Source organism: Micromonospora sp. WMMA2032 (assembly GCF_002688545.1).
In the GTDB taxonomy this organism is placed as follows: domain Bacteria; phylum Actinomycetota; class Actinomycetes; order Mycobacteriales; family Micromonosporaceae; genus Micromonospora; species Micromonospora sediminicola.
In genome coordinates this window covers 5652671-5675657 of the sequence record NZ_CP024052.1, presented here as the reverse complement: position 1 = coordinate 5675657, position 22987 = coordinate 5652671, and the positions used below count along the sequence as shown (strand labels likewise).

At 72.4% G+C, this 22987-nt stretch carries 24 protein-coding genes; 5 read left to right on the top strand and 19 right to left on the bottom strand.

Annotated features, from left to right (window positions below):
* The gene (locus CO540_RS26390; protein ID WP_253866204.1) at positions 1–819 is read left to right on the top strand and encodes a DUF4097 family beta strand repeat-containing protein; all 819 of its coding nucleotides are present in this window, start codon (positions 1–3) and stop codon (positions 817–819) included.
* Here CO540_RS26390 and CO540_RS26385 read toward each other — a convergent pair.
* The 8 genes from CO540_RS26385 to CO540_RS26350 all read right to left on the bottom strand — a co-directional run bounded on the left by CO540_RS26385 (position 806) and on the right by CO540_RS26350 (position 8179).
* On the bottom strand, positions 806–1957 hold the full coding sequence (locus tag CO540_RS26385) for an acyltransferase (protein ID WP_099164030.1): 1152 nt from the start codon (positions 1955–1957) through the stop codon (positions 806–808). The genes CO540_RS26390 and CO540_RS26385 overlap by 14 nt on opposite strands.
* A gap of 150 nt (positions 1958–2107) precedes the next feature.
* The gene (gene era / locus CO540_RS26380) at positions 2108–3004 is read right to left on the bottom strand and encodes a GTPase Era (protein WP_099164029.1); all 897 of its coding nucleotides are present in this window, start codon (positions 3002–3004) and stop codon (positions 2108–2110) included.
* Complete coding sequence (locus CO540_RS26375; RefSeq protein WP_091071324.1) at positions 3001–3387, bottom strand: cytidine deaminase; 387 nt, start codon at positions 3385–3387, stop codon at positions 3001–3003. Before CO540_RS26375 ends, era begins: the two co-directional genes overlap by 4 nt.
* The gene (locus CO540_RS26370; protein WP_172968078.1) at positions 3380–4789 is read right to left on the bottom strand and encodes a hemolysin family protein; all 1410 of its coding nucleotides are present in this window, start codon (positions 4787–4789) and stop codon (positions 3380–3382) included. The genes CO540_RS26375 and CO540_RS26370 overlap by 8 nt, the downstream gene beginning before the upstream one ends.
* Positions 4765–5238 (bottom strand): rRNA maturation RNase YbeY, encoded by a 474-nt coding sequence (gene ybeY, locus CO540_RS26365; RefSeq protein WP_091572065.1) that lies wholly within the window; start codon positions 5236–5238, stop codon positions 4765–4767. The genes CO540_RS26370 and ybeY overlap by 25 nt, the downstream gene beginning before the upstream one ends.
* A gap of 19 nt (positions 5239–5257) precedes the next feature.
* Positions 5258–6316 carry a PhoH family protein gene (locus CO540_RS26360; RefSeq protein ID WP_099164027.1) on the bottom strand — a complete coding sequence of 353 codons (1059 nt, stop codon included), beginning with the start codon at positions 6314–6316 and terminating at the stop codon, positions 5258–5260.
* Between the two features lie 133 nt (positions 6317–6449).
* Positions 6450–7826, bottom strand: a complete 1377-nt coding sequence (locus tag CO540_RS26355) for a serine hydrolase (RefSeq protein WP_099164026.1) — start codon at positions 7824–7826, stop codon at positions 6450–6452.
* Positions 7827–7828: 2 nt separating this feature from the next.
* Positions 7829–8179, bottom strand: a complete 351-nt coding sequence (locus CO540_RS26350) for a histidine triad nucleotide-binding protein (protein WP_091572052.1) — start codon at positions 8177–8179, stop codon at positions 7829–7831.
* Between the two features lie 76 nt (positions 8180–8255).
* Here CO540_RS26350 and CO540_RS26345 point away from each other — a divergent pair, with 76 nt between their 5' ends.
* Positions 8256–9017, top strand: a complete 762-nt coding sequence (locus CO540_RS26345; protein WP_099164953.1) for an SDR family NAD(P)-dependent oxidoreductase — start codon at positions 8256–8258, stop codon at positions 9015–9017.
* Positions 9018–9108: 91 nt separating this feature from the next.
* On the opposite strand, the gene CO540_RS26340 is transcribed toward CO540_RS26345, so the two are convergent.
* The 3 genes from CO540_RS26340 to hrcA all read right to left on the bottom strand — a co-directional run bounded on the left by CO540_RS26340 (position 9109) and on the right by hrcA (position 12086).
* Positions 9109–9843, bottom strand: coding sequence for a 16S rRNA (uracil(1498)-N(3))-methyltransferase (locus tag CO540_RS26340; protein ID WP_099164025.1), 735 nt, complete (start codon positions 9841–9843; stop codon positions 9109–9111).
* A gap of 1 nt (position 9844) precedes the next feature.
* Positions 9845–10990 (bottom strand): molecular chaperone DnaJ, encoded by a 1146-nt coding sequence (dnaJ, locus tag CO540_RS26335; protein WP_172968077.1) that lies wholly within the window; start codon positions 10988–10990, stop codon positions 9845–9847.
* 73 nt (positions 10991–11063) lie between these two features.
* A complete protein-coding gene (gene hrcA / locus CO540_RS26330; RefSeq protein WP_098746941.1) occupies positions 11064–12086 on the bottom strand; it encodes a heat-inducible transcriptional repressor HrcA in 1023 nt (340 codons plus the stop codon).
* Positions 12087–12262: 176 nt separating this feature from the next.
* Here hrcA and CO540_RS26325 point away from each other — a divergent pair, with 176 nt between their 5' ends.
* Positions 12263–12904 (top strand): DUF4870 domain-containing protein, encoded by a 642-nt coding sequence (locus CO540_RS26325; RefSeq protein ID WP_091572031.1) that lies wholly within the window; start codon positions 12263–12265, stop codon positions 12902–12904.
* 43 nt (positions 12905–12947) lie between these two features.
* On the opposite strand, the gene hemW is transcribed toward CO540_RS26325, so the two are convergent.
* On the bottom strand, positions 12948–14171 hold the full coding sequence (gene hemW / locus CO540_RS26320; protein WP_172968076.1) for a radical SAM family heme chaperone HemW: 1224 nt from the start codon (positions 14169–14171) through the stop codon (positions 12948–12950).
* Between the two features lie 19 nt (positions 14172–14190).
* On the opposite strand from hemW, the gene CO540_RS26315 reads away from it, so the two are divergent.
* Positions 14191–14976 (top strand): enoyl-CoA hydratase-related protein, encoded by a 786-nt coding sequence (locus CO540_RS26315; protein WP_099164952.1) that lies wholly within the window; start codon positions 14191–14193, stop codon positions 14974–14976.
* A 138-nt stretch (positions 14977–15114) separates the two neighbouring features.
* Positions 15115–15975, top strand: coding sequence for a hypothetical protein (locus CO540_RS26310; protein WP_172967942.1), 861 nt, complete (start codon positions 15115–15117; stop codon positions 15973–15975).
* A 15-nt stretch (positions 15976–15990) separates the two neighbouring features.
* On the opposite strand, the gene CO540_RS26305 is transcribed toward CO540_RS26310, so the two are convergent.
* The 7 genes from CO540_RS26305 to lepA form a co-directional block, all read right to left on the bottom strand.
* Positions 15991–16626, bottom strand: coding sequence for an MOSC domain-containing protein (locus tag CO540_RS26305; protein ID WP_099164023.1), 636 nt, complete (start codon positions 16624–16626; stop codon positions 15991–15993).
* A gap of 16 nt (positions 16627–16642) precedes the next feature.
* Positions 16643–17473, bottom strand: a complete 831-nt coding sequence (locus CO540_RS26300; protein WP_091572020.1) for a carbohydrate ABC transporter permease — start codon at positions 17471–17473, stop codon at positions 16643–16645.
* Complete coding sequence (locus tag CO540_RS26295; RefSeq protein ID WP_099164022.1) at positions 17470–18462, bottom strand: carbohydrate ABC transporter permease; 993 nt, start codon at positions 18460–18462, stop codon at positions 17470–17472. The genes CO540_RS26300 and CO540_RS26295 overlap by 4 nt, the downstream gene beginning before the upstream one ends.
* Entirely contained in the window at positions 18459–19751 is a 1293-nt protein-coding gene (locus CO540_RS26290; protein ID WP_099164021.1) for a sugar ABC transporter substrate-binding protein, read from the bottom strand. The genes CO540_RS26295 and CO540_RS26290 overlap by 4 nt, the downstream gene beginning before the upstream one ends.
* Before the next feature lie 224 nt (positions 19752–19975).
* Positions 19976–20260, bottom strand: coding sequence for a GlsB/YeaQ/YmgE family stress response membrane protein (locus CO540_RS26285; RefSeq protein WP_098746948.1), 285 nt, complete (start codon positions 20258–20260; stop codon positions 19976–19978).
* 260 nt (positions 20261–20520) lie between these two features.
* Complete coding sequence (locus CO540_RS26280; RefSeq protein WP_091572003.1) at positions 20521–20805, bottom strand: GlsB/YeaQ/YmgE family stress response membrane protein; 285 nt, start codon at positions 20803–20805, stop codon at positions 20521–20523.
* Positions 20806–21037: 232 nt separating this feature from the next.
* On the bottom strand, positions 21038–22915 hold the full coding sequence (gene lepA / locus CO540_RS26275) for a translation elongation factor 4 (protein ID WP_099164020.1): 1878 nt from the start codon (positions 22913–22915) through the stop codon (positions 21038–21040).
* Positions 22916–22987: the final 72 nt, after the last annotated feature.

Genomic DNA, 22987 nt, shown 5'->3' with positions numbered 1-22987 from the left:
ATGGCTTCGCTCCGAACGGCGTTCCGGCCGCGCACCGCTCTCCGATCGCCGCGTGGCGTGGTGGCCGCGACCGCGGCCACCACGCTGATCGTCCTCGCCGGGTGTGACACCCTGTCGTTCCGCCGGCTCGACTACGACCAGACCGAGCGGACGAAGATCGCCCGGATCACCGTCGACGACGGCGGGTCGGGGGACGTGATGGTCCGCGCCAACGGCCCCGCCGACCAGGTACGGATCAAGCGGGTGGTGCGCTACCAGGGCGGCGAGCCGAACAGCCGGTACGAGATCAGGGGCGACGAGCTGGTGCTGCCCACCGACTGCGGCCAGCGGTGCAGCATCTCCTGGGAGGTGACCGCGCCACCGGGCGTGGCGGTGCGCGGCGGCACCGGCTCGGGCAACGTCGACCTCAGCGGGGTCGGCGCGGTGGAGTTCACGCTCAGCTCCGGGGACCTGACCGTCAGCGGGGCGACCGGTGAGGTCCGCGCCGCGACCAGCTCCGGCAACATCCGGCTGGTGGAGGCGACCCACCCGGTGCGGCTGCGGGCGCGATCCGGCGACATCGAGGCCCGCCGGCTCACCTCCGCGATCGACGCGGAGGCCACCTCGGGCAACCTCACCGTCGAGCTGGACCAGCCCGCGCCGGCCCGACTGCACGCCACCAGCGGGGACGTCGACCTGGTCGTGCCGGACGGCCGCTACCGGGTGCGGGCGGACGCGAAGTCCGGTGACACGGAGGTCACCGTGACCAACGACCCGGGCGCGTCGGTGCTGCTCGACATCTCCGCCACCAGCGGCAACGTCACCGTCACCGCGCGCTGAGCCAGCGGGCGCCCTCCGCGACGCGTTCGCCGTCGCGGGGCGCCGGCACCCGGACCCCGACGCCGACCAGTCCGCCCGCCGCGCCCGCGGGGGCCGGACTGGCCGGGGCGGCCGCCGCCCGGTCGGCCACGGTCCGCCGGGTCCCGCCGGGAACCAGTTCCGGGGTACGCCGGGCGGCCAGGTCCTCGACCCACCCGACCAGCAGCGTCACCACGCCGACCAGCACGAACACCAGTCCCACCCGCAGCCACAGGCCGACCGGGTCGCGCGGCGACCAGCCGACCAGCCCGACCAGCGGGGTGAGCGCCACCACGAACGGCATGTGCCAGAGGTAGACGGTCAGCGCCCGCCGGTTGACCACCGTCACAGCGCGGCCGAGCGCCGGAACCCGGTCGACCCAGTCGGCGCCGGTGGGCGCGCGGCCGATCGCCACCAGGATGAACGCGGCCGACCAGAGCGCGTTGCCGAGGTGGATGTCGTTGATGTCGTAGCCGCGCGGACCCGGGTGGGTGGCGATCCAGGCCAGGCCGGCGGCGCCGAGGACCCCGGCGACCGGCAGCAGCACCCGGTTGCGCATGCGCCGCAGCAGGCCGTCGTGGTGGGCGAAGCCGAGCAGCCACGCGCCGAAGTAGAGGCCGAACTCGCGCAGCACGGTCGGCGGGTTCGCCAGCACGCCGAACTCGATCGCCGCCAGCAGCGCGTACGGGGCGGCCAGCGTGGGCAGCGGCGCCCGGCGGAACAGCCACAGCACCAGCGGCGAGGCGAGCACGAACCACAGGTAGTCCCGCAGGTACCAGATCGGGCTCAGCGCCAGCCCGCCCCAGTAGTTGGCCGGCGGGTCGCTGATCGGGAAGAGCCAGAGGAGCACCTTCGGCGTGAGCGGCAGCCCGGTGAGCAGCATGGCCGGCACGAAGACCGCGGCGAGCACCCAGAGCGAGGGCAGCAGACGGCGCAGGCGGCGCCCGACGGCGGGCACCCCGGTGCGGTCCAACGAGGCGGCCATCAGCGACCCGGCCAGCGCGAACATCACCGCCATCGCCGGGAACACCAGCGTGAGCGTGGCGTAGCCGGTGACGTGGTAGGTGACGACACGCACGATGGCCAGGAAACGGAGCAGGTCGAGGTAGCGGTTTCGCATCAGCTCGCAGCCGTGTCCGGGGGCAGGGACATGGTTCCCTACCCTGCTCCGGCGAGCCGCGAAACAGTCACCGACGTCCGTGGAACGTGAGATGTCCCATAGGACTGACTGATCCAGATCATTCGGGACCGGGGCGCGCCCCGGTCCCGGTCAGAAGCCGAGCTTGCGCAACTGCTTCGGGTCGCGCTGCCAGTCCTTCGCCACCCGGACGTGCAGGTCCAGGTAGACCCGGGTGCCGAGCAGCTCCTCGATCTGCCGCCGGGCGGTGGTGCCGACGTGCTTGAGTCGACTGCCGCGGTGCCCGATGACGATGGCCTTCTGGCTCGACCGCTCCACGTAGAGGTCGGCGTAGATCTTCGTGAGGTTGCCCTCGGCGATCATCTCCTCGACCACCACGGCGATGGAGTGCGGCAGCTCGTCCCGGACCCCCTCCAGCGCCGCCTCCCGGACCAGCTCGGCGACCAGCACCTGCTCCGGGTCGTCGGTGAGCATGTCGTCCGGGTAGAGCTGCGGCGACTCCGGCAGGTAGCCGGTCATCACGTCCACCAGCGTGTCCACCTGGTGCCCGGAGACCGCGCTCACCGGCACCACGGCGGCGAACTCGCCCAGCTCGCTGACCGCCAGCAACTGCTCGGCCAGCCGCTTCTTGTCGACCAGGTCGGTCTTGGTCACCACGGCCAGCACCGTGGCCTTCAGGCTGGCCAGCTCGCCGGTGATGAACCGGTCACCCCGGCCGACCGGCTCGTTCGCCGGGACGCAGAGCCCGATCACGTCGACCTCGCTCCAGGTCTCCCGGACCAGGTCGTTGAGGCGCTCGCCGAGCAGCGTGCGGGGACGGTGCAGGCCGGGCGTGTCGACCAGCACGAGCTGGGACTCCGGCCGGTGCAGCACGGCCCGGATGATGTGCCGGGTGGTCTGCGGCTTGTTCGAGGTGATCGCAATCTTGGTGCCGATGATCGCATTGGTCAACGTCGACTTGCCGGCGTTCGGTCGGCCGACGAAACAGGCGAAACCGGCCCGGTAGGGACGCTCCTGGGCCGTGGTCACTCGACCACCGTGCCGAGGACCGCACCGTCCGGCGCCGCCACGTGGATCGGCGCGTCGGCGGAGAGGTCACGCACCGCGGCGTGCCCGGCCCCGTCCAGCGTCGACGCCTCGGTCACCACCACCGCCGCCTCCAGCCGGCTCGCACCGGCCGCCACCGCCGACGCCACCGCCAGCTGGAGCGCGGTCAGGGTGAGCGACGGCAGCGCCACGCTGGCCGCCGCGTACGTTCGGCCGTCCTGGTCGCGGACCGCCGCGCCCTCCACGGCCCCCACCCGGCCCCGCGCGCCCCGGGCCAGGACGACGAGCTTGCCGTCCTCGGCGCTCAGCTCGGCCGGATCGGCGGGGGTGGGCAGTGCGGCCGGCACGGCGGCTGACTCAGGCATCGGCGGGTTGCCTCTCCTCGGAACGGTTGTTGTCGCCACGGGACTCGGACTGCTCGCCGCGCCCCGCGCCCTCCGACGCGGCGCCCGGCTCGGCCCGGCTCACCAGCACGGTGTCTATCCGGTTGCGCCGGCCGGTGGTGCCCTCGGCGATCAGCCGCAGGCCGGACACCTCGGCCTCGGCGCCCGGGATGGGCACCCGACCGAGCGCCTGGGCGAGCAGGCCACCGACCGTCTCCACCTCGTCGGTGGGCAGCTCGGTGTCGAACAGCTCGCCCAGATTCTCCACCGGCAGCCGGGCGGTCACCCGCACGGCCCCGTCCGCCAGGTGCTCGACCGGCGGGCGCTCGACATCGTACTCGTCGGTGATCTCGCCGACGATCTCCTCCAGGATGTCCTCGATGGTGACCAGCCCGCCGGTGCCGCCGTACTCGTCGACGACGATCACCAGGTGGTTGCGGGCCGCCTGCATCTCCGAGAGCAGGTCGTCCACCGGCTTGGACTCCGGCACGAACGTCGCCGGGCGCATCAGCTCGGCCACCGGCATCTCCCGCGCGCCCCGATCGCCCTGGATACGCCGGATCAGGTCCTTCAGGTAGAGCACGCCGAGCACGTCGTCGACGTTCTCGCCGATCACCGGGATGCGGGAGAAACCGGAGCGCAGGAAGAGCGCCAGCGCCTGCGCCAGCGTCTTGCTCTCCTCTATCCACACCATCTCGGTGCGCGGGACCATGACCTCCCGGGCGATGGTGTCGCCGAGCGCGAACACCGAATGGATCATCTGGCGCTCGCCGTGCTCCACCACGCCGCGCTGCTCGGCCAGGTCGACCAGCTCACGCAACTCCACCTGGGTGGCGAACGGCCCCTCCCGGAAGCCCTTGCCCGGGGTGACCGCGTTGCCGATCAGGATCAGCAGCGAGGCCAGCGGGTTCAACGCCCGGCCCAGCCAGCGCACCAGCGGCGCCACCGCCCGGCCCACCGCGTACGCGTGCTGCCGGCCCAGCGTGCGCGGCGCCACCCCCACCACCACGAAGCTCACCACCGTCATCGCGCCGGCGGTCACCAGCGCGGCCCGCCAGCCGGCGCCGAACGTGTCCACCGCCACCAGCGCGACCAAGGTGGTCGCGGTCAGCTCGGCCAGCAGGCGCAGCAGGAGCAGGAGGTTGAGGTGGCGTACCACGTCACCGGCGACCGCCTGGAGGGCGCGCGCGCCGCGCGCGCCGTCCCGGGCCGACTCGGCGGCGCGCGCCGGGGAGACCGCGGCCAGCGCCGCCTCGGTCATCGCGATCAGGCCGGCGAGGACCACCAGCCCGGCCGCGAAGACCAGGAGTTGAAGATCGGGCAGGCCGGCCGGAGCGCCGACCGCCGCCAGGGTGACCATCACCGCGACCGGGTCGACCGCCAGCTGGCCAGCAGCCGGGCCTGGAGACCGAACATCTCCCGCTCCTCCTCAGGCTCGGCGTGGTCGTAGCCGAGCAGGTGCAGCACGCCGTGCACGGTGAGCAGGTGCAGCTCGTCGGCGGCGGAGTGCCCGGCGGCGGCCGCCTGCTTGGCCGCCACCTCCGGGCAGAGCACGATGTCGCCGAGCAGGGCCGGCTCGCCGCCGGCCGGGGCGCTCTCCCCCGGCCCGTGGTCGACGCTGCCCTCGTCCATGGGGAACGCGAGCACGTCGGTCGGACCGTCGCCACCCATCCAGCGGTGGTTCAGCTCCGACATGTATTCGATGTCGACCAGCAGCACGGACAACTCGGCGAGGGGGTTGACCCCCATCTCGTCGAGGGCGTGCCGGGCCACGGCGAGCACGGCGTCGGTGTCGACCTCGACACCGGACTCGTTGGCGATCTCGATGGACAACTCTGTCTTCCTCTGGTGGTTAGCGGCGCCGGCCGGCCCGGCCGCCCTGGGCGGTCCGCCCCGGCACGGCGTGCACGCTCTGCGCCTGCTGGTTCTCCCGCTCGGCGTCCCAGCGGGCGTACGCGTCGACGATGTCGCCGACCAGCTTGTGGCGGACCACGTCGGAGCTGGAGAGCTGGGCGAAGTGCACGTCCTCGACGTTGTTCAGGATCTCCCGGACCACGCGCAGGCCGCTGGTCGTCCCGCCCGGAAGGTCCACCTGGGTGACGTCACCGGTGACCACGATCTTGGAACCGAAGCCGAGCCGGGTGAGGAACATCTTCATCTGCTCGGGCGTGGTGTTCTGCGCCTCGTCCAGGATGATGAACGCGTCGTTCAACGTCCTTCCGCGCATGTATGCCAGCGGGGCGACCTCGATCGTGCCGGCGGCCATCAGCTTCGGGATGGACTCCGGGTCGAGCATGTCGTGCAGCGCGTCGTAGAGCGGGCGCAGGTAGGGGTCGATCTTCTCGTTCAGCGTGCCGGGCAGGAAGCCCAGCCGCTCGCCCGCCTCGACGGCCGGCCGGGTCAGGATGATCCGGTTGACCTGCTTGGCCTGGAGCGCCTGGACGGCCTTCGCCATGGCCAGGTAGGTCTTGCCCGTGCCGGCCGGACCGATGCCGAAGACGATGGTGTGCGCGTCGATCGCGTCGACGTACTTCTTCTGCCCGAGCGTCTTGGGACGGATGGTGCGGCCGCGCCGGGAGAGGATGTTGAGCGTCAGGACCTCGGCGGGCCGCTCGGCGCTGCCCTGCTCGAGCATGCCGACGGTACGCCGGACGGCGTCTGTGGTCAGGGTCTCGCCTTTCTCGATCAGTTCGAGCAGCTCACTGAAGAGGCGCTCGGCGAGGGCGTTGTCGGCGGGCGCGCCGGTGATGGTGATCTCGTTGCCGCGCACGTGGACGTCGCTGTTGACCGAGCGTTCGACGAGTCGCAGGATCTCGTCACCCGCGCCGAGCAGGTTAACCATGATCTTCTGGTCGGGGACCGTGATCCTGGTCTGCACACGGGGCGGGCCGGGAGGTGGGGTGCCGGTCATAGGTCGGGCCGTCGGGCCCTGCGCCACCTGCTCTCCGATCTCGGCGCCGGGCCCTGCTGGCGCGGCGTACGGTTGCTCCCATCGTATCGGGTCGGCACCGCACGCACCGCGTCCATTTCCGGTGCTCCGGCGCTCAGCCGCCGACCCGGAAGTCGTAGCCGTCGAAGGTCTCCTGGCGGCGGGTGAACCGGTAGGTCGCCCAGTGCATCCGGACCACCACGCCCTTCTCGTCCCGGGTCAGCCGGAGCAGCTCGCCCACTTCCCGGCCGGAGACCGTGCGGAACACGTCCGGCCGGTCCGGCAGCGGCGCGAACACCGCCGGGGGCTTACCGGCCGGGTCGCCCGCGCCGCGGGCCCGCAGCGCGCCGTCGTGCCAGGAGAAGACGTACTCGAAGCCCTCGCCCCACCAGCGGCCCAGCATTCCGCGCAGGTGATCGGGCGCGGGTGGACCGGGTCGCCACGGCTCGATCTCCGCCGGGTCGTGCTCGGCGGCGGCGGCGAGCAGGTCGTGCACCAGGTCGAACACCTCCACCCCGGCGCCGGACGAGCCGAGCACCGCCGCGCCCATCGCGCCCGGGGTGCCGTCCCCGCCGCGCCGGCCGTAGACGGCGGCCAGGAAGCCGGGCATCGCGCCGTCGTGCCCCACGTGGGTCACCCGGGCCGGCTGCGGCACCAGGATCAGCCCCAGCCCGAAACCGGCCGCCCAGAGCGACTCGTCGGTCGTGGTCAGCGGCCAGCGCATCTCCTCGACCGTGGCCGGGGCGAGGACCGCGCCGGCCGGGTCCAGCGCCCGCGGGTCGGCCAGGAACGCCGCCCAGCGCGCCATGTCCGGCGCGGTGCTCCACAGCTGGGCGGCGGGCGCCACCGCGCCGAAGTCGGTGGGCGGTTCCGGGTGCGCCTCGTCGGAGTATTCGTCGACCAGGAAACCGGTCGCCGCCCGCTCCCCCGGCCGGGCGCCGGTGGCGGTCAACCCGAGCGGGTCGAGCACCCGCTCGGCGAGCACCTCGGCCCAGGAGCCACCCCGCAGCCGGGCGACCAGCTCGCCGAGCAGCGCCATGCCGAGGTTGGAGTAGTGGAACCGCCGGCCGGTGGGCAGCACCCGCTCGACCCGGGTCAGGTCCGCCAGCAGCTCGTCGACGGCGGGCGCGCGCAGGCTGTCCCACACGTCGCCGTGCGGCTCGCGTTGCAGGCCGGCGGTGTGCGACAGCAGCCGGCGCACGGTCAGCTCGCCGTGCGCGGTGAGGTCGAGGTGCCGCCCGATCGGGTCGTCCAGGTCGAGCAGGCCGTCGTCGCGGCACTGCATGACCAGCGTCGCGGTGAAGGTCTTGGTGACCGAGCCGATCCGGAAGACCGTCTCGGCGTCGAGCGGGGTGTCGTTGCCGGTGCCGCCCACCGCGCAGGTCCAGAGCGGGCGGTCGGCCCGGTGCAGGGCCGCCGAGACCGCCGGGATCCGGCCCTTCGCCTGCGCCTGCCGCACCATCCGGTCGAGCCGGTCGGAGATCCCGGTCATGGTCACCGGCAGAGCATCGGGCCGAGCGGCGCGCCACCGAGCAGGTGGGCGTGCACGTGGAAGACCTCCTGGCCGCCGTACGGGCCGGTGTTGAACATGAGCCGGAAGCCGTCCACCGTCAGGCCCTCCTCCTCGGCCACCACGGCCGCGGTGTGGAGCACCTCGCCGGCGAGCCCGGGGTCGCCCTGGGCGAGCGTGGCCACGTCCGCGTAGTGCTCCTTGGGGATCACCAGCACGTGGGTGGGCGCCTTCGGGTCGATGTCCCGGAAGGCGAGGGTGGTGGCGGTCTCACGGACGATGGTGGCCGGGATCTCTCCGGCGACGATCCGGCAGAACAGGCAGTCGACTCCCATCGCCGCAGTCTAGGGAGGGGCGGTGACCGACGGGGCCCCGGCCGACCCCTCGGCGCGGTGCGGCAGGATGGCCGGCATGGCGGGACGGGCGGTGCTGGTGACGGGGGCCTCGCGGGGCATCGGACGGGCGGTCGCGCGGGCGTTCGCGGCCGGCGGGGACCGGGTGGCGATCCACCACCGGGACTCGGCCGAGCTGGCCGAGGCGCTGCGCGGCGAGCTGCCCGGCGACGGGCACGTGGTGGTCCGCGCCGACCTGGCCGACGCGGACGCGGTCCGGGTCATGGTGGACGAGGCGGCCCGACTGCTCGGGGGCCTCGACGTGCTGGTCAACAACGCCGGCGTCTTCGGCCCGGCGGACCCGCCGCACCCCGTCTTCGGCAGCAGCTACGAGCAGTGGCGGGCGCGGTGGCGGGAGGTGCTCGACACCAACCTGGTCGGCGCCGCGAACGCGGCCTGGTGCGCCGCCCAGCACATGCGGGAGCGGGGCGGCCGGATCGTGAACGTCTCGTCCCGGGGCGCGTTCCGCGGTGAGCCGGCGAACCCGGCGTACGGGGCGAGCAAGGCGGGGATGAACGCGATGGCGCAGTCGCTGGCGGTGGCGCTGGCCCCGTACGGCATCGGGGTGGCCTGTGTGGCTCCCGGCTTCGTCGAGACGGACATGACCAACGAGCACCTCAAGAGCGAGCGCGGCGACGCGGTCCGGGCCCAGTCCCCGTTCCACCGGGTGGCCCGCCCCGAGGAGATCGCCGCCGCCGTGCACTGGCTGGCCAGCCCGGAAGCGGAGTGGGCCGCCGGCACCATCATCGACCTCAACGGCGCCTCCTACCTCCGCACCTGACCCCGCCCTCCCCCGCGATCTTGCACTTCCGGCCCTCGCGATGGGCGTTTCGTCACCTTTGCCGAGTCACAAAGTGCAAGATCGACGAGGGTTACCAGCGGGAGAGGCGGGTGGAGAGGACGGAGAGGGCGGCTACGCCGGCCGTGGAGGTGCGGAGCACCGAGGGGCCCAGGCGGACGGGGTGGGCGCCGGCGTCGGTGAACGCGGTCAACTCGGCCTCGGCGATGCCGCCCTCGGGGCCGACCACCAGCACGATCTCGCCGGTCGACGGCAGCTCGGCGGTGGTCAGCCGCTCCTCTGCCTCCTCGTGCAGCACGAAGGCGGCCGCCGCGCCGGCGATCCGTCGGGTGACCGTGGCGGTGGACTCGTCGGGTGCTCCCGCCACCACCGGCAGCCACGGTCGGCGGGCCTGCTTGGCGGCCTCGCGGGCGGTGGCCGCCCACTTCTCCCGGGCCCGTACGCCCCGGTCGCCGCGCCACTGGACGACCGAGCGGGACGCCGCCCACGGCACGATCTCGTCCACGCCCACCTCGGTCATCGCCTGCACGGCCAGCTCACCCCGGTCGCCCTTGGCGATGCCCTGCACCACCACCAGCCGGGGGACGCACGCGTCCGCGTACCCCCGGGTGGTGACCCGCAGGTCGAGCGTGCCCCGGCCGACGGCGGTGACCACCGCGGCGGCGGTGCCGCCCCGGCCGTCGGCGAGCAGCAGTTCCTCGCCGACGCGCAGCCGTTGCACGGTGGCCGCGTGGTGCCCCTCCGGGCCGTCCAGCGTCAGCGTGTCACCGGTGGGCAGCGCCTCGACCAGGAACAGCGGGGCGGACACCTCAGGCGTGCCCGTTGAAGGCGTCGCGCATCCGGGAGAAGAAGCCGCCCTGCTTGGTCAGCTCGGCGACCTCCTCGCCCCGGGTCTTGGCGAAGTCGCGCAGCATCCGCTCCTGGTCGGCGTCGAGCTTGGTCGGGGTCCGCACGTCCAGGTGGACGTAGAGGTCGCCACGACCGGTGCCGCGCAGGTGCGGCACGCCCCGGGCGCGCAGGCGCAGGGTGCTGCCGGGCTGGGTGCCCGCCTTGACGTCGACGGTCTCCTCACTGTCGAGCGTCTTGATGGTCAACCGGGTGCCGAGCGCGGCGGCGGTCATCGGCACGGTGACCCGGCAGTGCAGGTCGTCGCCCTTGCGGGAGTAGACGTCGTGCGGCCGCTCGTGGATCTCGACGTAGAGGTCGCCGGCGGTGCCGCCGCCCGGACCGACCTCGCCCTGCTGGGCGAGGCGGATCCGCATGCCGTCCTCGACGCCGGCCGGGATCTTGACGGTCAGCGAGCGACGGGTGCGCACCCGGCCGTCGCCGGCGCAGGTCGGGCAGGGGTGCGGGATCGTGGTGCCGTAGCCCTGGCAGACGGTGCACGGCCGGGCGGAGACCACCTGGCCGAGGAACGTCCGCTGCACCGACTGGACCTCGCCCCGACCGCCGCACGCCTCGCAGGTGGCCAGGTGGGTGCCGGCGGCGGTGCCGGCGCCCGAGCAGGTGGTGCAGAGCACGGCGGTGTCGACGGTGATCGGCGCCTCGACGCCGAACGCGGTCTCGTTGAGGTCGAGCTCCAGCCGCAGGATCGCGTCCGCGCCCGGACGGGTGCGCGGCCGGGGACCCCGGCTGCCGCCCGCCGCGCCGCCGAAGAACGCGTCCATGATGTCCTGGAAGCCGACGAACGGGCCGGCGCCACCGGGACCACCCGGACCGCCGGCGCCCCCGCCGCCCGGGGCGAGCGGGTCGCCACCCAGGTCGACGATCTGCCGTTTCCGGTCGTCCGAGAGAACCTCGTACGCGGCGTTGATGTCCTTGAACTTCTCCTGTGCCTCCGGGTCCGGATTCACGTCCGGGTGGTACTGCCGCGCCAGCTTGCGGTAGGCGCGCTTGATCTCGTCGTCGGAGGCGTCCCGGCTCACGCCGAGAATGCCGTAGTAGTCCCTGGCCACTGCGTTCGGTGTCCTCATGTTCGTCTCGCGTCACGCCGGTCGTCGGCCGAGGCCGGCCGTCGGCCCTGACTGGTCAGTTCTGGGCCAGCAGTTCGCCCACGTAGCGTGCCACGGCCCTCACCGTGGCGATGGTGCCGGGGTAGTCCATCCGGGTCGGCCCGAGCACGCCGAGCCCACCCACGATCGTGGCACCCGGGCCGTAGCCGGTGCTGACCACCGAGGCGGCCCGCAGGTTGTCGATCTCGTTCTCGTCGCCGATGAGCACCCGGGTGGTGCTCGGCTCCGTCTCGCCGATCAGCTTGAGCAGCACGACCTCCTCCTCGAGCGCCTCCAGGATGGGGCGCAGCGAGCCCTGGAAGTCGAGCAGGCCACCCCGGGTGAGGTTGGCCGTGCCGGCCAGCGCGATGCGCTCCTCGTGCCGTTCCACGAGCGTCTCCAGCAGCACGGTGGAGAGCGTGGTCATGGCCGGGCGCAGCTGGGGCGCGGACTCCTCGACCAGCGCCTGCACCAGCGGCGGCGTCTCGGCCAGTTGGCAGCCGACCAGCTTCTCGTTGACCAGCCGGCGCAGGGCGGTGACGTCGTCGGCGGGCACCGGGGCGGGCAGCTCGACCAGCCGCTGCTCGACCCGCCCGGTGTCGGCGATCATGACGACCATCAGCCGGGTGGTGGAGATCGGCACCAGCTCCAGGTGGCGCACCTTGGAGCGGGCCAGGCTCGGGTACTGCACCACGGCGACCTGCCGGGTCAGCTGCGCGAGCAGCCGGACCGTGCGGTGCACCACGTCGTCGAGGTCGACGGCGCCGACCAGGAAGCGCTCGATCGCCCGCCGCTCGGCCGGACTGAGCGGCTTGACCCGGGACAGCCGGTCGACGAAGAGGCGGTAGCCACGGTCGGTGGGCACCCGGCCGGCGCTGGTGTGCGGCTGCCGGATGTAGCCCTCCTCCTCCAGCACCGCCATGTCGTTGCGCACGGTCGCCGGCGAGACGCCGAGCTGGTGCCGCTCGACCAGGGCCTTGCTGCCCACCGGCTCCTGCGTGGCGACGTAGTCCTCGACGATCGCGCGCAGCACGGCGAGCTTCCGGTCGTCGAGACCCATGTCCCCCACCTCCTGACGCGGCTGGCACTCGACTGTAGCGAGTGCCAGTCTACGTCGGCACCCCCGCCGACGCGATGATCAGCGACGGACCTCCGGTGCGCCCCACCGCCCTCCGTCGACGCGCCGGGGCCGAACAGCCCTGGTGCCACTTGCCGGCGGGACCTACCGTGACGTGCATGACTGAACCTCCTCGCCCTCCCGGAGCGGGGGACCCCGGCCCCCAGCCCGACCCGACCGCGCCGTCGGCGCCCTACGGCTCCTCGCCTGCCGGTGAGCCGCCCACCGCACCACTGTCCGGGGCACCGGCGGCGGGCGGCTATCCCCCGCCCGGTGACTATCCACCCCCGGGCGGCCAACCCCCGTCGGGCGGCGGCTACCCGCCGCCGGGTGGCTATCCCCCGCCGGGCGGCGGCGCGCCGGGCTACGGCGCCGGCTACCCCGGTGGCGGCGGGTACGGCCCGCCGGCCGGTTACGCCAACAACGACGACAAGACCTGGGCCCTGGTCGCGCACTTCGGCGGCGCCGCCGGGATGCTGATCGGTGGCGGCGTGCTGGGCTGGATCGCGCCGCTGGTGGCGCTGCTGGCCCGGGGCAACCAGTCCCCCACCGTCCGGGCGCACGCGATCGCCGCGCTCAACTTCCAGCTCATCTGGTCGGTCATCGCGCTGGTCGGCTGGATCCTCACCTGCATCCTGATCGGTCTGGTGATCGGCTTCGGCGCCATGATCGTCGGCATCGTCTTCGGCATCCTGGCCGGGGTGAAGGCCAACGAGGGTCAGCTCTACCGCTACCCGATGTCGGCCAGCCTGATCAAGTGATCCGCTCCGGCCGGTCCCGGACGACGGGGCCGGCCGGCGCCGGTCAGGGCAGCAGGTCGCGGACCACCGCGTCGGCCAGCAGCCGGCCGCGCAGGGTCAGCACCACCAGGCCCCGCGCGTACGCCCCGGCGTCCAGCAGCCCCGCGTCCCGGGCCCGCTCGGCGCCGGTCCGGCCGGCCTCGTCGAGCACGTCCAGCGGCAGCCCGGAGGCGAGCCGCACCCGCAGCATCACGTCCTCCATGTGCTGCTCGTCGGGCGTCAGCCGTTCCCGGGCCAGCGCCGGTGACGCGCCCTCGGCCAGCCGCGCCGCGTACGCGGTCGGGTGCTTGACGTTCCACCAGCGCACCCCGCCGACGTGGCTGTGTGCCCCCGGGCCCAGGCCCCACCAGTCGGCGCCGGTCCAGTAGAGCAGGTTGTGCCGGCACGCCGCCGCCGCCGAGCGGGCCCAGTTGGACACCTCGTACCAGGAGAAGCCGGCCGCGCCGAGCGCCTCCTCCGCGGCCAGGTAGCGGTCCGCCGCCACGTCGTCGGAGGGGTACGGCAGCTCGCCCCGGCGCATCCGCGCGGCCAACCGGGTGCCGTCCTCCACGATCAGGGCGTACGCGCTGACGTGGTCCACCCCCGCCTCGACCACCTGCGCCAGCGAGGCGGCGAAGTCCTCGGCCGTCTCCCCCGGCGTGCCGTAGATCAGGTCCAGGTTGACGTGGTCGAATCCGGCATCGCGCGCCTCCCGGGCCGCGGCGGTGGCCCGGCCGGCGCTGTGCCGGCGGTCGAGCACCGCGAGCACCCCCGGCGCGGCGGACTGCATGCCCAGCGAGATGCGGGTGTAGCCGGCGGCCCGCAGCGTCTTGAGCGACTCCGGGGTGACCGACTCGGGGTTGGCTTCGGTGGTCACCTCGGCGTCGGCGGCCAGCCCCCAGGTGCGGTCGATGCCGTCGAGGATCCGGGCCAGGTCGTCGGCGGGCAGCAGGGTGGGCGTGCCGCCACCGACGAAGACGGTGTCGACCCGCGGCGGCGGCGTGTCGCCGAGCACCCGGTCGGCGAGCGCCAGCTCGGCCAGCACGCTGTCGGCGTACGTCTCCCGGCTCGCCCCGCCGCCCAGCTCCGACGCGGTGTACGTGTTGAAGTCGCAGTAGCCGCACCGGCTGGCGCAGAACGGGACGTGCACGTACACGCCGAAGCCGCGGGCGCCGACGGCGCGGCGGGCGGCGGCGGGCAGCGAGCCGTCGCGCGGGACGGGTTCGCCTTCTGGAAGGACGCCGGGCATGGCCACTAGTGTGCCCGGCATGACCTCTCCGGACGCTCTCGTGCGGGTCGCCACGGCCCGTGGGGTGACCACCCTCACCCTGGACAGCCCGCACAACCGCAACGCGCTCTCCACGGCGCTGATGACCGAGCTGCTGGCCGGGCTGGCCGCCGCGGTCGCCGACGACACGGTCCGGGCGATCGTGCTGGACCACACCGGTCCGGTCTTCTGCTCCGGCGCCGACCTGAAGGAGACCGCCGCCGCGTACGCGAGCGGGACCGTGCCCGCCGGGATGCTCGGCGACGTGCTGGTCGCCGTGCGGGAGTGCCCGAAGCCGGTGCTGGCGAAGGTGGCCGGGCCGGCCCGGGCCGGCGGGCTGGGCCTGATCGCGGCCGCCGACCTGGCGGTCTGCGCGCAGGAGGCGACGTTCGCGTTCACCGAGGTGCGGATCGGGGTGATCCCGGCGGTGATCTCGGCGACCGTGCTGCCCCGGCTGAGCCCTCGGGCCGCGGCCGAGTTGTACCTGACCGGGGACACCTTCGACGGCCGGCGGGCCGCCGAGGTCGGCCTGGTCACCGCCGCGGTGCCGGCGGACGGGCTGGACGCCGCCGTGGAGCGGTACTGCGCCTCGCTGGTCAGGGGGGCGCCTCGTGCCCTGGCCGGGGCGAAGGAACTGCTGCGCCGCCCGGCCGCCACCGACCTGCGGGCCGAGATCGCCGAGTTGGCGGCGCTCTCCACCGGGTACTTCCTCTCCGACGAGGGGCGCGAGGGGGTCCTGGCGTTCCGGGAGAAGCGCCCCGCGTCGTGGGTGCCGACCGGAGACTGAGGGGCGGGAGCGCCGCTCACCGGCCGGCCACATCGACGCGGTACGTGGCGGCCCGGTGACGCCGGGGTGAGACAGCCGGTCGGCCGAGCCGGGATGTGAGGTGGCCGACGTACGCTGGTCGGACTGTCGGGACAGGGGGTGCGGGTGCGGACGCGAGCGGCGATCGTGGCATCTGGTGTGGCGGTGTGTGTGCTGGCCCTGCTCGCGATCTGGTTCGTCACCAAGCAGTTCGGTCACCACCTGCGCCTGCCGGTGGCCAGCCGGACCTGCACGGTGCAGGCCGACGGCGAGGTGGTGCTCGGCGCCGACCAGATGGCGAACGCGGCCACCATCGCGGCCATCGGCGTGCAGCGCCGGATGCCCGAGCGGGCGGTGGTGGTGGCGCTGGCCACCGCCTACCAGGAGTCGCACCTGCGCAACATCGCGCACGGCGACCGGGACTCCCTGGGCCTGTTCCAGCAGCGCCCGAGCCAGGGTTGGGGCACGCCGGAGGAGATCCAGGACCCGCGCTACGCGGCGAACAAGTTCTACGCCGCGTTGAAGAGGGTCAGGGGCTGGGAGCGGATGCGGGTCACCGAGGCCGCCCAGCGGGTGCAGCGGTCGGCCTACCCCGAGGCGTACCAGAAGTGGGCGGACGAGTCGCAGGTCCTGACCCGCGCCCTGCTGGGTGAGGCGACCGGAGCGGTGGCCTGCACCGTCGGTTCGACGCCGACCATGCGCGGACCGGCCGCCGCCAGTGCGCTGCTGGAGGGGCTCACGCTCGACTGGGGGTTGCCCCGGCTGACCGCGGGGACCGATCTCACCGGGCTGACGGTGCCGGCGGGCGACGACCGCGACGGCTGGCGCTACGCGCACTGGCTGGTGTCGCACGCCGACGACCACGGCGTGAAGCGGGTCCGCTTCGCGAACCTGGAGTGGACGGCCGAGCAGGGCACCTGGGACCGGGTGAAGGGTGACCCGGCCACGCAGGTGCTGGCCGAGGTCTTCGCCGCGACCTGATCCGGCCGGCGCCGGTCAGCCGGCGAGCCGGCGGCGGACCTTCTCCCGCAGCGGCTCGGGCAGCTCCGGCACGTCGAGCAGGCGGGGTAGCAGCTCCGGCTCCAGCGTGGTCGCGCGGAACACCTCGCCGACGGTCACCCCGTGTGCCGGCCGGTCGACCACCTCGACCGGGTCGCCGGCACCGATCTCGCCCTCGCGCAGCACCCGCAGGTAGGCCCCGGGCGCGCCCCGCAGGGTGAACCGCTTGATCAGGTCCGGTACGCCCCAGAAGCCGGCGAACGTCCGGCACGGCGTGCGCGGCTTGGTCACCTGGAGCAGCGCGGAGCCGACCGCCCAGCACTCGCCGACGACCGCGCCGGTCACGTCCACCGCCCAGGTGCTGAGGTTCTCCCCGAAGACGCCCGGGCGGGGCTGCCGCCCCAACTCCGCGGCCCACCAGGCGGCGTCCTCCTCGGCGTACGCGTAGACCGCCTGGTCGGGGCCGCCGTGGTGGGCCGGCTCGCCGATGAAGTCGCCGGTCAGCCCGGCGGCCGTGACCGGCACCCGGCCCTCGGCCGGACGCTTGTCGATGCCGCTGCGACCGCTCGCGTCGCCCGCCCACTCCGCCTCGGTGACCGTGCCGAGGTTCACCGCCACCAGCCTGCCCGTCATGGCGATCAGCCTAGGCTCAGCCCTTGACCGCGCCGGCGACCAGGCCGGAGACCATCCGACGCTGGACCAGCAGGAAGAAGACGATCACCGGCAGGGTGAACAGCGTGGACGCGGCCATGACCGAGCCCCAGGCCGTGTCGTCCCGACCGAAGAAGAACGTCATCGCCACCGGCAGGGTGTACTTCTCCTGGTCGTTGATGAAGGTCAGCGCGAAGATCAGCTCGTTCCACGCGGTGATGAAGGAGAAGATGCTGGTCGCCACCAGGCCGGGTGCGACCAGCGGGAAGAGCACCTTGCGGAACGTCTGGGCCCGGCTGGCCCCGTCGATCGCGGCGGCCTCCTCCAGTTCCTTGGGCACCGCGGCGACGAAGCCGCGCAGCATCCAGACCGCGAACGGCAGCGAGAAGCCGAGGTAGGTGAGGATCAGGCTGGGCAGCGTGTTGTACAGGCCGAGCCGCTGGATCATCAGGAACAGCGGGATGACCAGCGCCTCCAGCGGGATCATCTGCACCACCAGGAGCAGGATCAGGAAGCTGGTGCGCAGCTTGAACCGGAACCGGGCCACCGCGGTGGCGGCGAGCAGCGCGACCAGACCGCTCAGCAGCACGGTGGCCACCGCGACCAGCACGCTGTTGAGGAAGAAGTCGACGAACGTCACGCCGGGGATGAGGTTGCCGGTGAGGATCTCCCGGTAGTGCTCCAGCGTCGGCTCCGCCGGCACCGGGCGCGGCGTGGACGAGAAGATCTCCCGGTTGGGCTTCAGCGAGGTCGCCACCATCCAGTAGACCGGGAACGCGGCGAAGAGCGCGACCAGCAGGCCGGCACCGTTGAGGGCGATCTTCTTCACGACTCGTCCTCCTGCTTGAGCACCATGCGGACGTACAGGGCGGTCACCACGAGCAGGATCACGGTGAGGATGACGGCGATGGCCGAGCCGAGGCCGTACTTGGGCGGCGGCGAGAACGCCTCCGCGTACGAGTAGATCGACAGCATGAACGTCGAGCGGTCCTGCGTGCCGCCGGCCAGCACGAACTGCTGGGTGAAGACCTTGAAGTCCCAGATCGTGGAGAGCACCACGAGGATGCCGAAGACCGGCCGCAGCATCGGGAACGTGACCGACCAGAAGACCTTCCACGGTCCGGCGCCGTCGACCCGGGCCGCCTCCTGCAGCTCGGTCGGCACGCTCTTGAGCCCGGCCAGCACGCTCACCGCGATGAACGGGAACGAGTGCCAGACCACCACCAGCGTCAGGATGCCGAAGAACATCAGCGGGTCGTTGAACCAGCCGTAGCCGGTCCAGTCGCTGCGCCCGAACAGGGTCGTGGAGAGCCCGTCCGGGAGCTTGTTGAACAGCCAGGTGACCAGGCCGCTCGTGTCGTCGAAGATCCACTTCCAGACGATCGTGCCGGTGAGCGCCGGAGTGGCCCAGGCGAGCATCACGCAGCTCGCCACGAACGTGGCCATCTTCTTGCCCAGCCGGTTGAGCAGCAGCCCGACCAGGGTGCCCAGCACCATGGTCAGGGCCACGTTGGCGACCGCGAACAGCACGGTGTTGCGCAACACCGTACGGAAGAACGGGTCGCCGAGGATCTGCGCGTAGTTGGCCAGGCCGACCCACGGCCACTCGCGGTCCCCCCGGAGCTGCCGGACGCTGTCCAACTTGTAGAAGGACATCATCACGACCTGGCCGAGCGGCCAGAGCAGGAGCACGGCGATGATCGCCAGGCAGGGCAGGAGCAGCAGGTACGGGAGGCGGTCCACCTTTCGGCGGGGCCGCCGCGCGGGGGTCTCCCCCCGCGCGGCGGCCTCGTCGGTGGCCTCGGTCAGCGTGGTCACTTGGCGTTGAGGATGCTTTCCATCTCGGTGGCCGCGTCGGCGGTTGCCTTCTCGACCGTCTTCTGGCCCTTGATGACCGAGCTGTTCATCGCCTGGGTCACCGTCTTGGTCCGGCTGACCTCGACCCACTTGGGGGTGAGCGGGGTCAGCTTGGTGTTCTGGATGGCGGTGGCGAACGCGGCCATCACCTTGTCGTCGGCGTAGTTGCCGCCGCTGACCAGGTCCTTGTAGACCGGGAAGAAGCCGAGGCTGCTGGCGAACTCCTGGTCCTTCTGCTTGCTCAGCAGCACGGTCATGTAGTCCCAGGCCAGCGCCTGCCGCTCGCTGTCCTTCCAGACCGCGATGTCGGACCCGCCGGCGAACGCCGGGGCGGCCTTGCCGTCCGGGCCGGGGATCGGGAACGTGCCCCACACCTTCTCGATGTCGGGGTTGTCCTTCTTCATCGCGCCGCCCTGCCAGCTACCGGCGAACGCCATGGCGGCCTTGCCGGTGGCGAACTGGGTCCGGGCGTCGACCTCGTTCCAGCCCGCGGCGGCGGGCGGGGCGACCTTGTGCACGGTCACCAGGTCGGTCCAGAACTTGACCGCCTTCTGCGCCTCGGGGGTGTTGTAGCCGGACTTCCAGGTGTCGCCCTCCTTGGTGGCGATCTCGCCGCCGGCCCCCCACAGGAAGGAGTAGAACGGCAGCTCGGAGTTGCCCGGCAGGGCGATGCCGTAGGTGCCGGGCTTCTTGGCCTGGACGGCCTTGGCGGCGGCGACCATCTCGTCCCAGTTCGTCGGCGGCTTCACGCCGGCCTCGGCGAACCAGTCGGTGCGGTAGTAGACGGCGCGCACGCCGGCGTACCACGGGACGCCGTACTGCTTGCCGTCGAGCTGGGCGTTCTTCACCAGGTCGGGAAGGATGTCCTTGCCCTCGGACCAGCCGTTGAACTTGTCCGTGACGTCGGCGAGCGCCTCCTGCGCCGCCCAGCCCTGGGTCTCGGTGTTGCCCAGCTCGGTGACGTCGGGACCCTCCCCACCGGCGAGCGCGGCCTGGAACTTCTTCGGCGCCTCGAGCCAGGGGATGTACTGCACCACCACGTCGGTCTCGGGGTGCTTCTTCTTGAACTCCGCCTCGACCGTGTCGAGGAACGTGGTCTGGGCGTCGCCGCCCTCACCCATCATCCAGACCGTCAGTTTGCTGTTGTCGGCGGCCTTGTCGTCGTCGCCGGAGCCACCGCAACCGGTCAGCACCAGCGCGGCCGACGCCACGATGGCGGTGACCGGAGCCAGCCGCTTCCACCTGTTCACGCCATATCTCCCTCAGGGCCGTTTGGCACTAACCTTCTCCGCCGCACCTTAGTAGGAAAATTTCCTTTACAACAGGGGGTGTTCGCGGCGGGCGGCCGAGGCGACCGTATCGCAGCCGGAGGCCCGGCCGGCAGGGGTGCCGTCCGGGCAGCTCAGAGGGGGCGTACGCGAACGGGCGCCCGGCCGGTGAGGCCGGGCGCCCGTCGAGGCGTTGTGGTGCGGGGTCAGTAGCGCGAGACGCTACGCCGACGGCCGACGCCGGCCACCAGGGCGACGGCGATGGCGGCGAAGAGCACCTGCAGCATCAGCTCGCGCCAGTCGATGCCGGCGGTCTCGGCGAAGCCGGAGGCCCGGGCGACGATCGTGCCCAGCAGCGCGGCGCCGACGCCGATCAGCATGTGCAGCCACATCGGCATGTTCTGCCGGCCCGGCACGACCAGCCGGCCCAGCGCGCCGACGATCAGACCAACGACCAGCGCGGTGATGATGCCCCAAACGGTGAGCTCCATGGTCGCCCTCCTCCTTCGGATCAAGTCACACGATGTCGTGTGTTCACTGTCGTGATCGATAGGTTCCCGACCCGCCAAAAATCCAAACCGACTTCGGTGACGAATTGTTCGGACGGGCAGTGAGCTGGGGTTTCTCCCCGAAAACCCCAGCCCGATTGCCCCCGACGGGAGCGCGAGGGAACCGACCGGGTTCAATGCGGAAACGCCGACGGGCGCCCGGCCGGTGAGGCCGGGCGCCCGTCGAGGCGCAGGGTGCGCGATCAGTGGTGGGTGACGCCCCGCCGACGACCGACGCCGGCCACCAGCGCGACCGCGATGGCGGCGAAGAGCACCTGCAGCAGCAGCTCGCGCCAGTCGATGCCGGCGGTCTCGGCGAAGCCGGAGGCCCGGGCGACGATCGTGCCCAGCAGCGCGGCGCCGACGCCGATCAGCATGTGCAGCCACATCGGCATGTTCTGACGACCCGGCACGACCAGCCGGCCCAGCGCGCCGACGATCAGGCCGACGATCAGCGCGGTGATGATGCCCCAGACGGTGAACTCCACGGTCGGTCCTCCTATAAGCGGTTTCGCACGTTCTGTGCGGTTCCTGTCGTGACCGCTAAGTTCCCGACCCGCCGAAAACCGAAACCGACCTCCGCGCCGTCCGAGCCCTTCTGACCGCCGCCGCGGCCCGAAACCGCAGGTAGGAGCGTCGTCCGCAGCTGAAAATTTCCTGAGAACGCGCACCGGCCGGCGCCCTCGGACGAGGACGCCGGCCGGTGGTACGGCTCTGCGGCTACTTCTTGCCGGCGGGCTTGGCGTCGCCGGAGTCGGAGGAGAGCGCGGCGATGAACGCCTCCTGGGGGACCTCCACCCGGCCCACCATCTTCATCCGCTTCTTGCCCTCCTTCTGCTTCTCCAGCAGCTTGCGCTTACGGCTGATGTCACCGCCGTAGCACTTGGCGAGCACGTCCTTGCGGATCGCGCGGATCGTCTCCCGGGCGATCACCCGACTGCCGATGGCCGCCTGGATCGGCACCTCGAACTGCTGGCGCGGGATCAGCGCGCGCAGCTTCGCCGCGATCGTCGTGCCGTAGTTGTACGCCTTGTCCTTGTGCACGATCGCGCTGAACGCGTCCACCGGCTCGCCGTGCAGCAGGATGTCGACCTTGACCAGGTCGGAGGCCTGCTCGCCGGAGGTCTCGTAGTCGAGCGAGGCGTAGCCCTTGGTGCGGCTCTTGAGCTGGTCGAAGAAGTCGTAGATGATCTCGGCCAGCGGCAGGGTGTAGCGCAGCTCCACCCGGTCGGCGGAGAGGTAGTCCATGCCGAGCAGGTTGCCCCGCCGGCCCTGGCACAGCTCCATCACGGCGCCGACGTAGTCGTTGGGCGTCAGCACGGTGGCCCGCACCGTCGGCTCGTACACCTCGGCGATCTTCCCGGTCGGGTACTCGCTCGGGTTGGTCACCACGATCTCCTGGCCGTCCTCGGTGAGGGCCCGGTAGACCACGTTCGGCGCGGTGGAGATCAGATCCAGGTTGAACTCCCGCTCCAGCCGCTCCCGGATGATCTCCAGGTGGAGCAGGCCGAGGAAGCCGCAGCGGAAACCGAAGCCGAGCGCCCCGGACGTCTCCGGCTCGTAGACCAACGCGGCGTCGTTGAGCTTGAGCTTGTCCAACGCCTCACGCAGGTTCGGGTAGTCGGAGCCGTCGATCGGATAGAGACCCGAGTAGACCATCGGCTTCGGGTCCTTGTAGCCGCCGAGCGCCTCCTTGGCCGGGTTGCCGTTGATGGTGACCGTGTCACCGACCCGGGACTGGCGGACGTCCTTCACGCCGGTGATCAGGTAGCCCACCTCACCGACGCCGAGCGCGTCGGCCTTCACCATCTCCGGCGAGATGACGCCGATCTCCAGCAGCTCGTGGACGGCGCCGGTGGACATCATCTTGATCCGGTCCCGCGCCGAGATCCGGCCGTCGACCACCCGGACGTAGGTGACCACGCCGCGGTAGACGTCGTACACCGAGTCGAAGATCATCGCGCGGGCCGGGGCCTCGGCCGCGCCGACCGGCGGCACGAACTGCCGGACGATCTCGTCGAGCAGGTAGGGCACGCCCTCACCGGTCTTGCCGGAGACCCGGATGCAGTCCGCCGGGTCACCGCCGATCAGGTGGGCCAGCTCCTCGGCGTACTTCTCCGGCTGGGCGGCCGGCAGGTCGATCTTGTTGAGCACGGGGATGATGCGCAGGTCGTTCTCGAGCGCCAGGTAGAGGTTGGCCAGCGTCTGCGCCTCGATGCCCTGCGCGGCGTCGACCAGCAGGATCGCGCCCTCGCAGGCGGCCAGCGAGCGGGACACCTCGTAGGTGAAGTCGACGTGGCCGGGGGTGTCGATCATGTTGAGCACGGCGGTCTCGCCGGCCCGGTCGCCCTCCCGGATCGTCCACGGCATCCGGACGGCCTGGCTCTTGATGGTGATGCCGCGCTCGCGCTCGATGTCCATCCGGTCCAGGTACTGCGCGCGCATCTGCCGGGGATCGACCACGCCGGTGAGCTGCAGCATCCGGTCGGCCAGGGTCGACTTCCCGTGGTCGATGTGGGCGATGATGCAGAAGTTCCGGATGCGCGCCGGGTCGGTGGCACCAGGAGCGTTCGCGCCGGGATCGAGCGTCGGTGGCACAGCGGTCCGTTCTGGTCGGCTGACGTGAGCGGGCCGGCGCGTCGCCGGCCCCCTCTATGCTCCCACGTCGCC

Coding starts and splice junctions, on each gene's coding strand:
- CO540_RS26390 (WP_253866204.1), top strand. CDS start 1: ATGGCTTCGCTCCGAACGGCGTTCCGGCCGCGCACCGCTCTCCGATCG.
- CO540_RS26385 (WP_099164030.1), bottom strand. CDS start 1,957: ATGCGAAACCGCTACCTCGACCTGCTCCGTTTCCTGGCCATCGTGCGT.
- CO540_RS26375 (WP_091071324.1), bottom strand. CDS start 3,387: ATGCCTGAGTCAGCCGCCGTGCCGGCCGCACTGCCCACCCCCGCCGAT.
- CO540_RS26360 (WP_099164027.1), bottom strand. CDS start 6,316: ATGACCGGCACCCCACCTCCCGGCCCGCCCCGTGTGCAGACCAGGATC.
- CO540_RS26355 (WP_099164026.1), bottom strand. CDS start 7,826: ATGACCGGGATCTCCGACCGGCTCGACCGGATGGTGCGGCAGGCGCAG.
- CO540_RS26350 (WP_091572052.1), bottom strand. CDS start 8,179: ATGGGAGTCGACTGCCTGTTCTGCCGGATCGTCGCCGGAGAGATCCCG.
- CO540_RS26345 (WP_099164953.1), top strand. CDS start 8,256: ATGGCGGGACGGGCGGTGCTGGTGACGGGGGCCTCGCGGGGCATCGGA.
- hrcA (WP_098746941.1), bottom strand. CDS start 12,086: ATGGGTCTCGACGACCGGAAGCTCGCCGTGCTGCGCGCGATCGTCGAG.
- CO540_RS26325 (WP_091572031.1), top strand. CDS start 12,263: ATGACTGAACCTCCTCGCCCTCCCGGAGCGGGGGACCCCGGCCCCCAG.
- hemW (WP_172968076.1), bottom strand. CDS start 14,171: ATGCCCGGCGTCCTTCCAGAAGGCGAACCCGTCCCGCGCGACGGCTCG.
- CO540_RS26315 (WP_099164952.1), top strand. CDS start 14,191: ATGACCTCTCCGGACGCTCTCGTGCGGGTCGCCACGGCCCGTGGGGTG.
- CO540_RS26305 (WP_099164023.1), bottom strand. CDS start 16,626: ATGACGGGCAGGCTGGTGGCGGTGAACCTCGGCACGGTCACCGAGGCG.
- CO540_RS26285 (WP_098746948.1), bottom strand. CDS start 20,260: ATGGAGCTCACCGTTTGGGGCATCATCACCGCGCTGGTCGTTGGTCTG.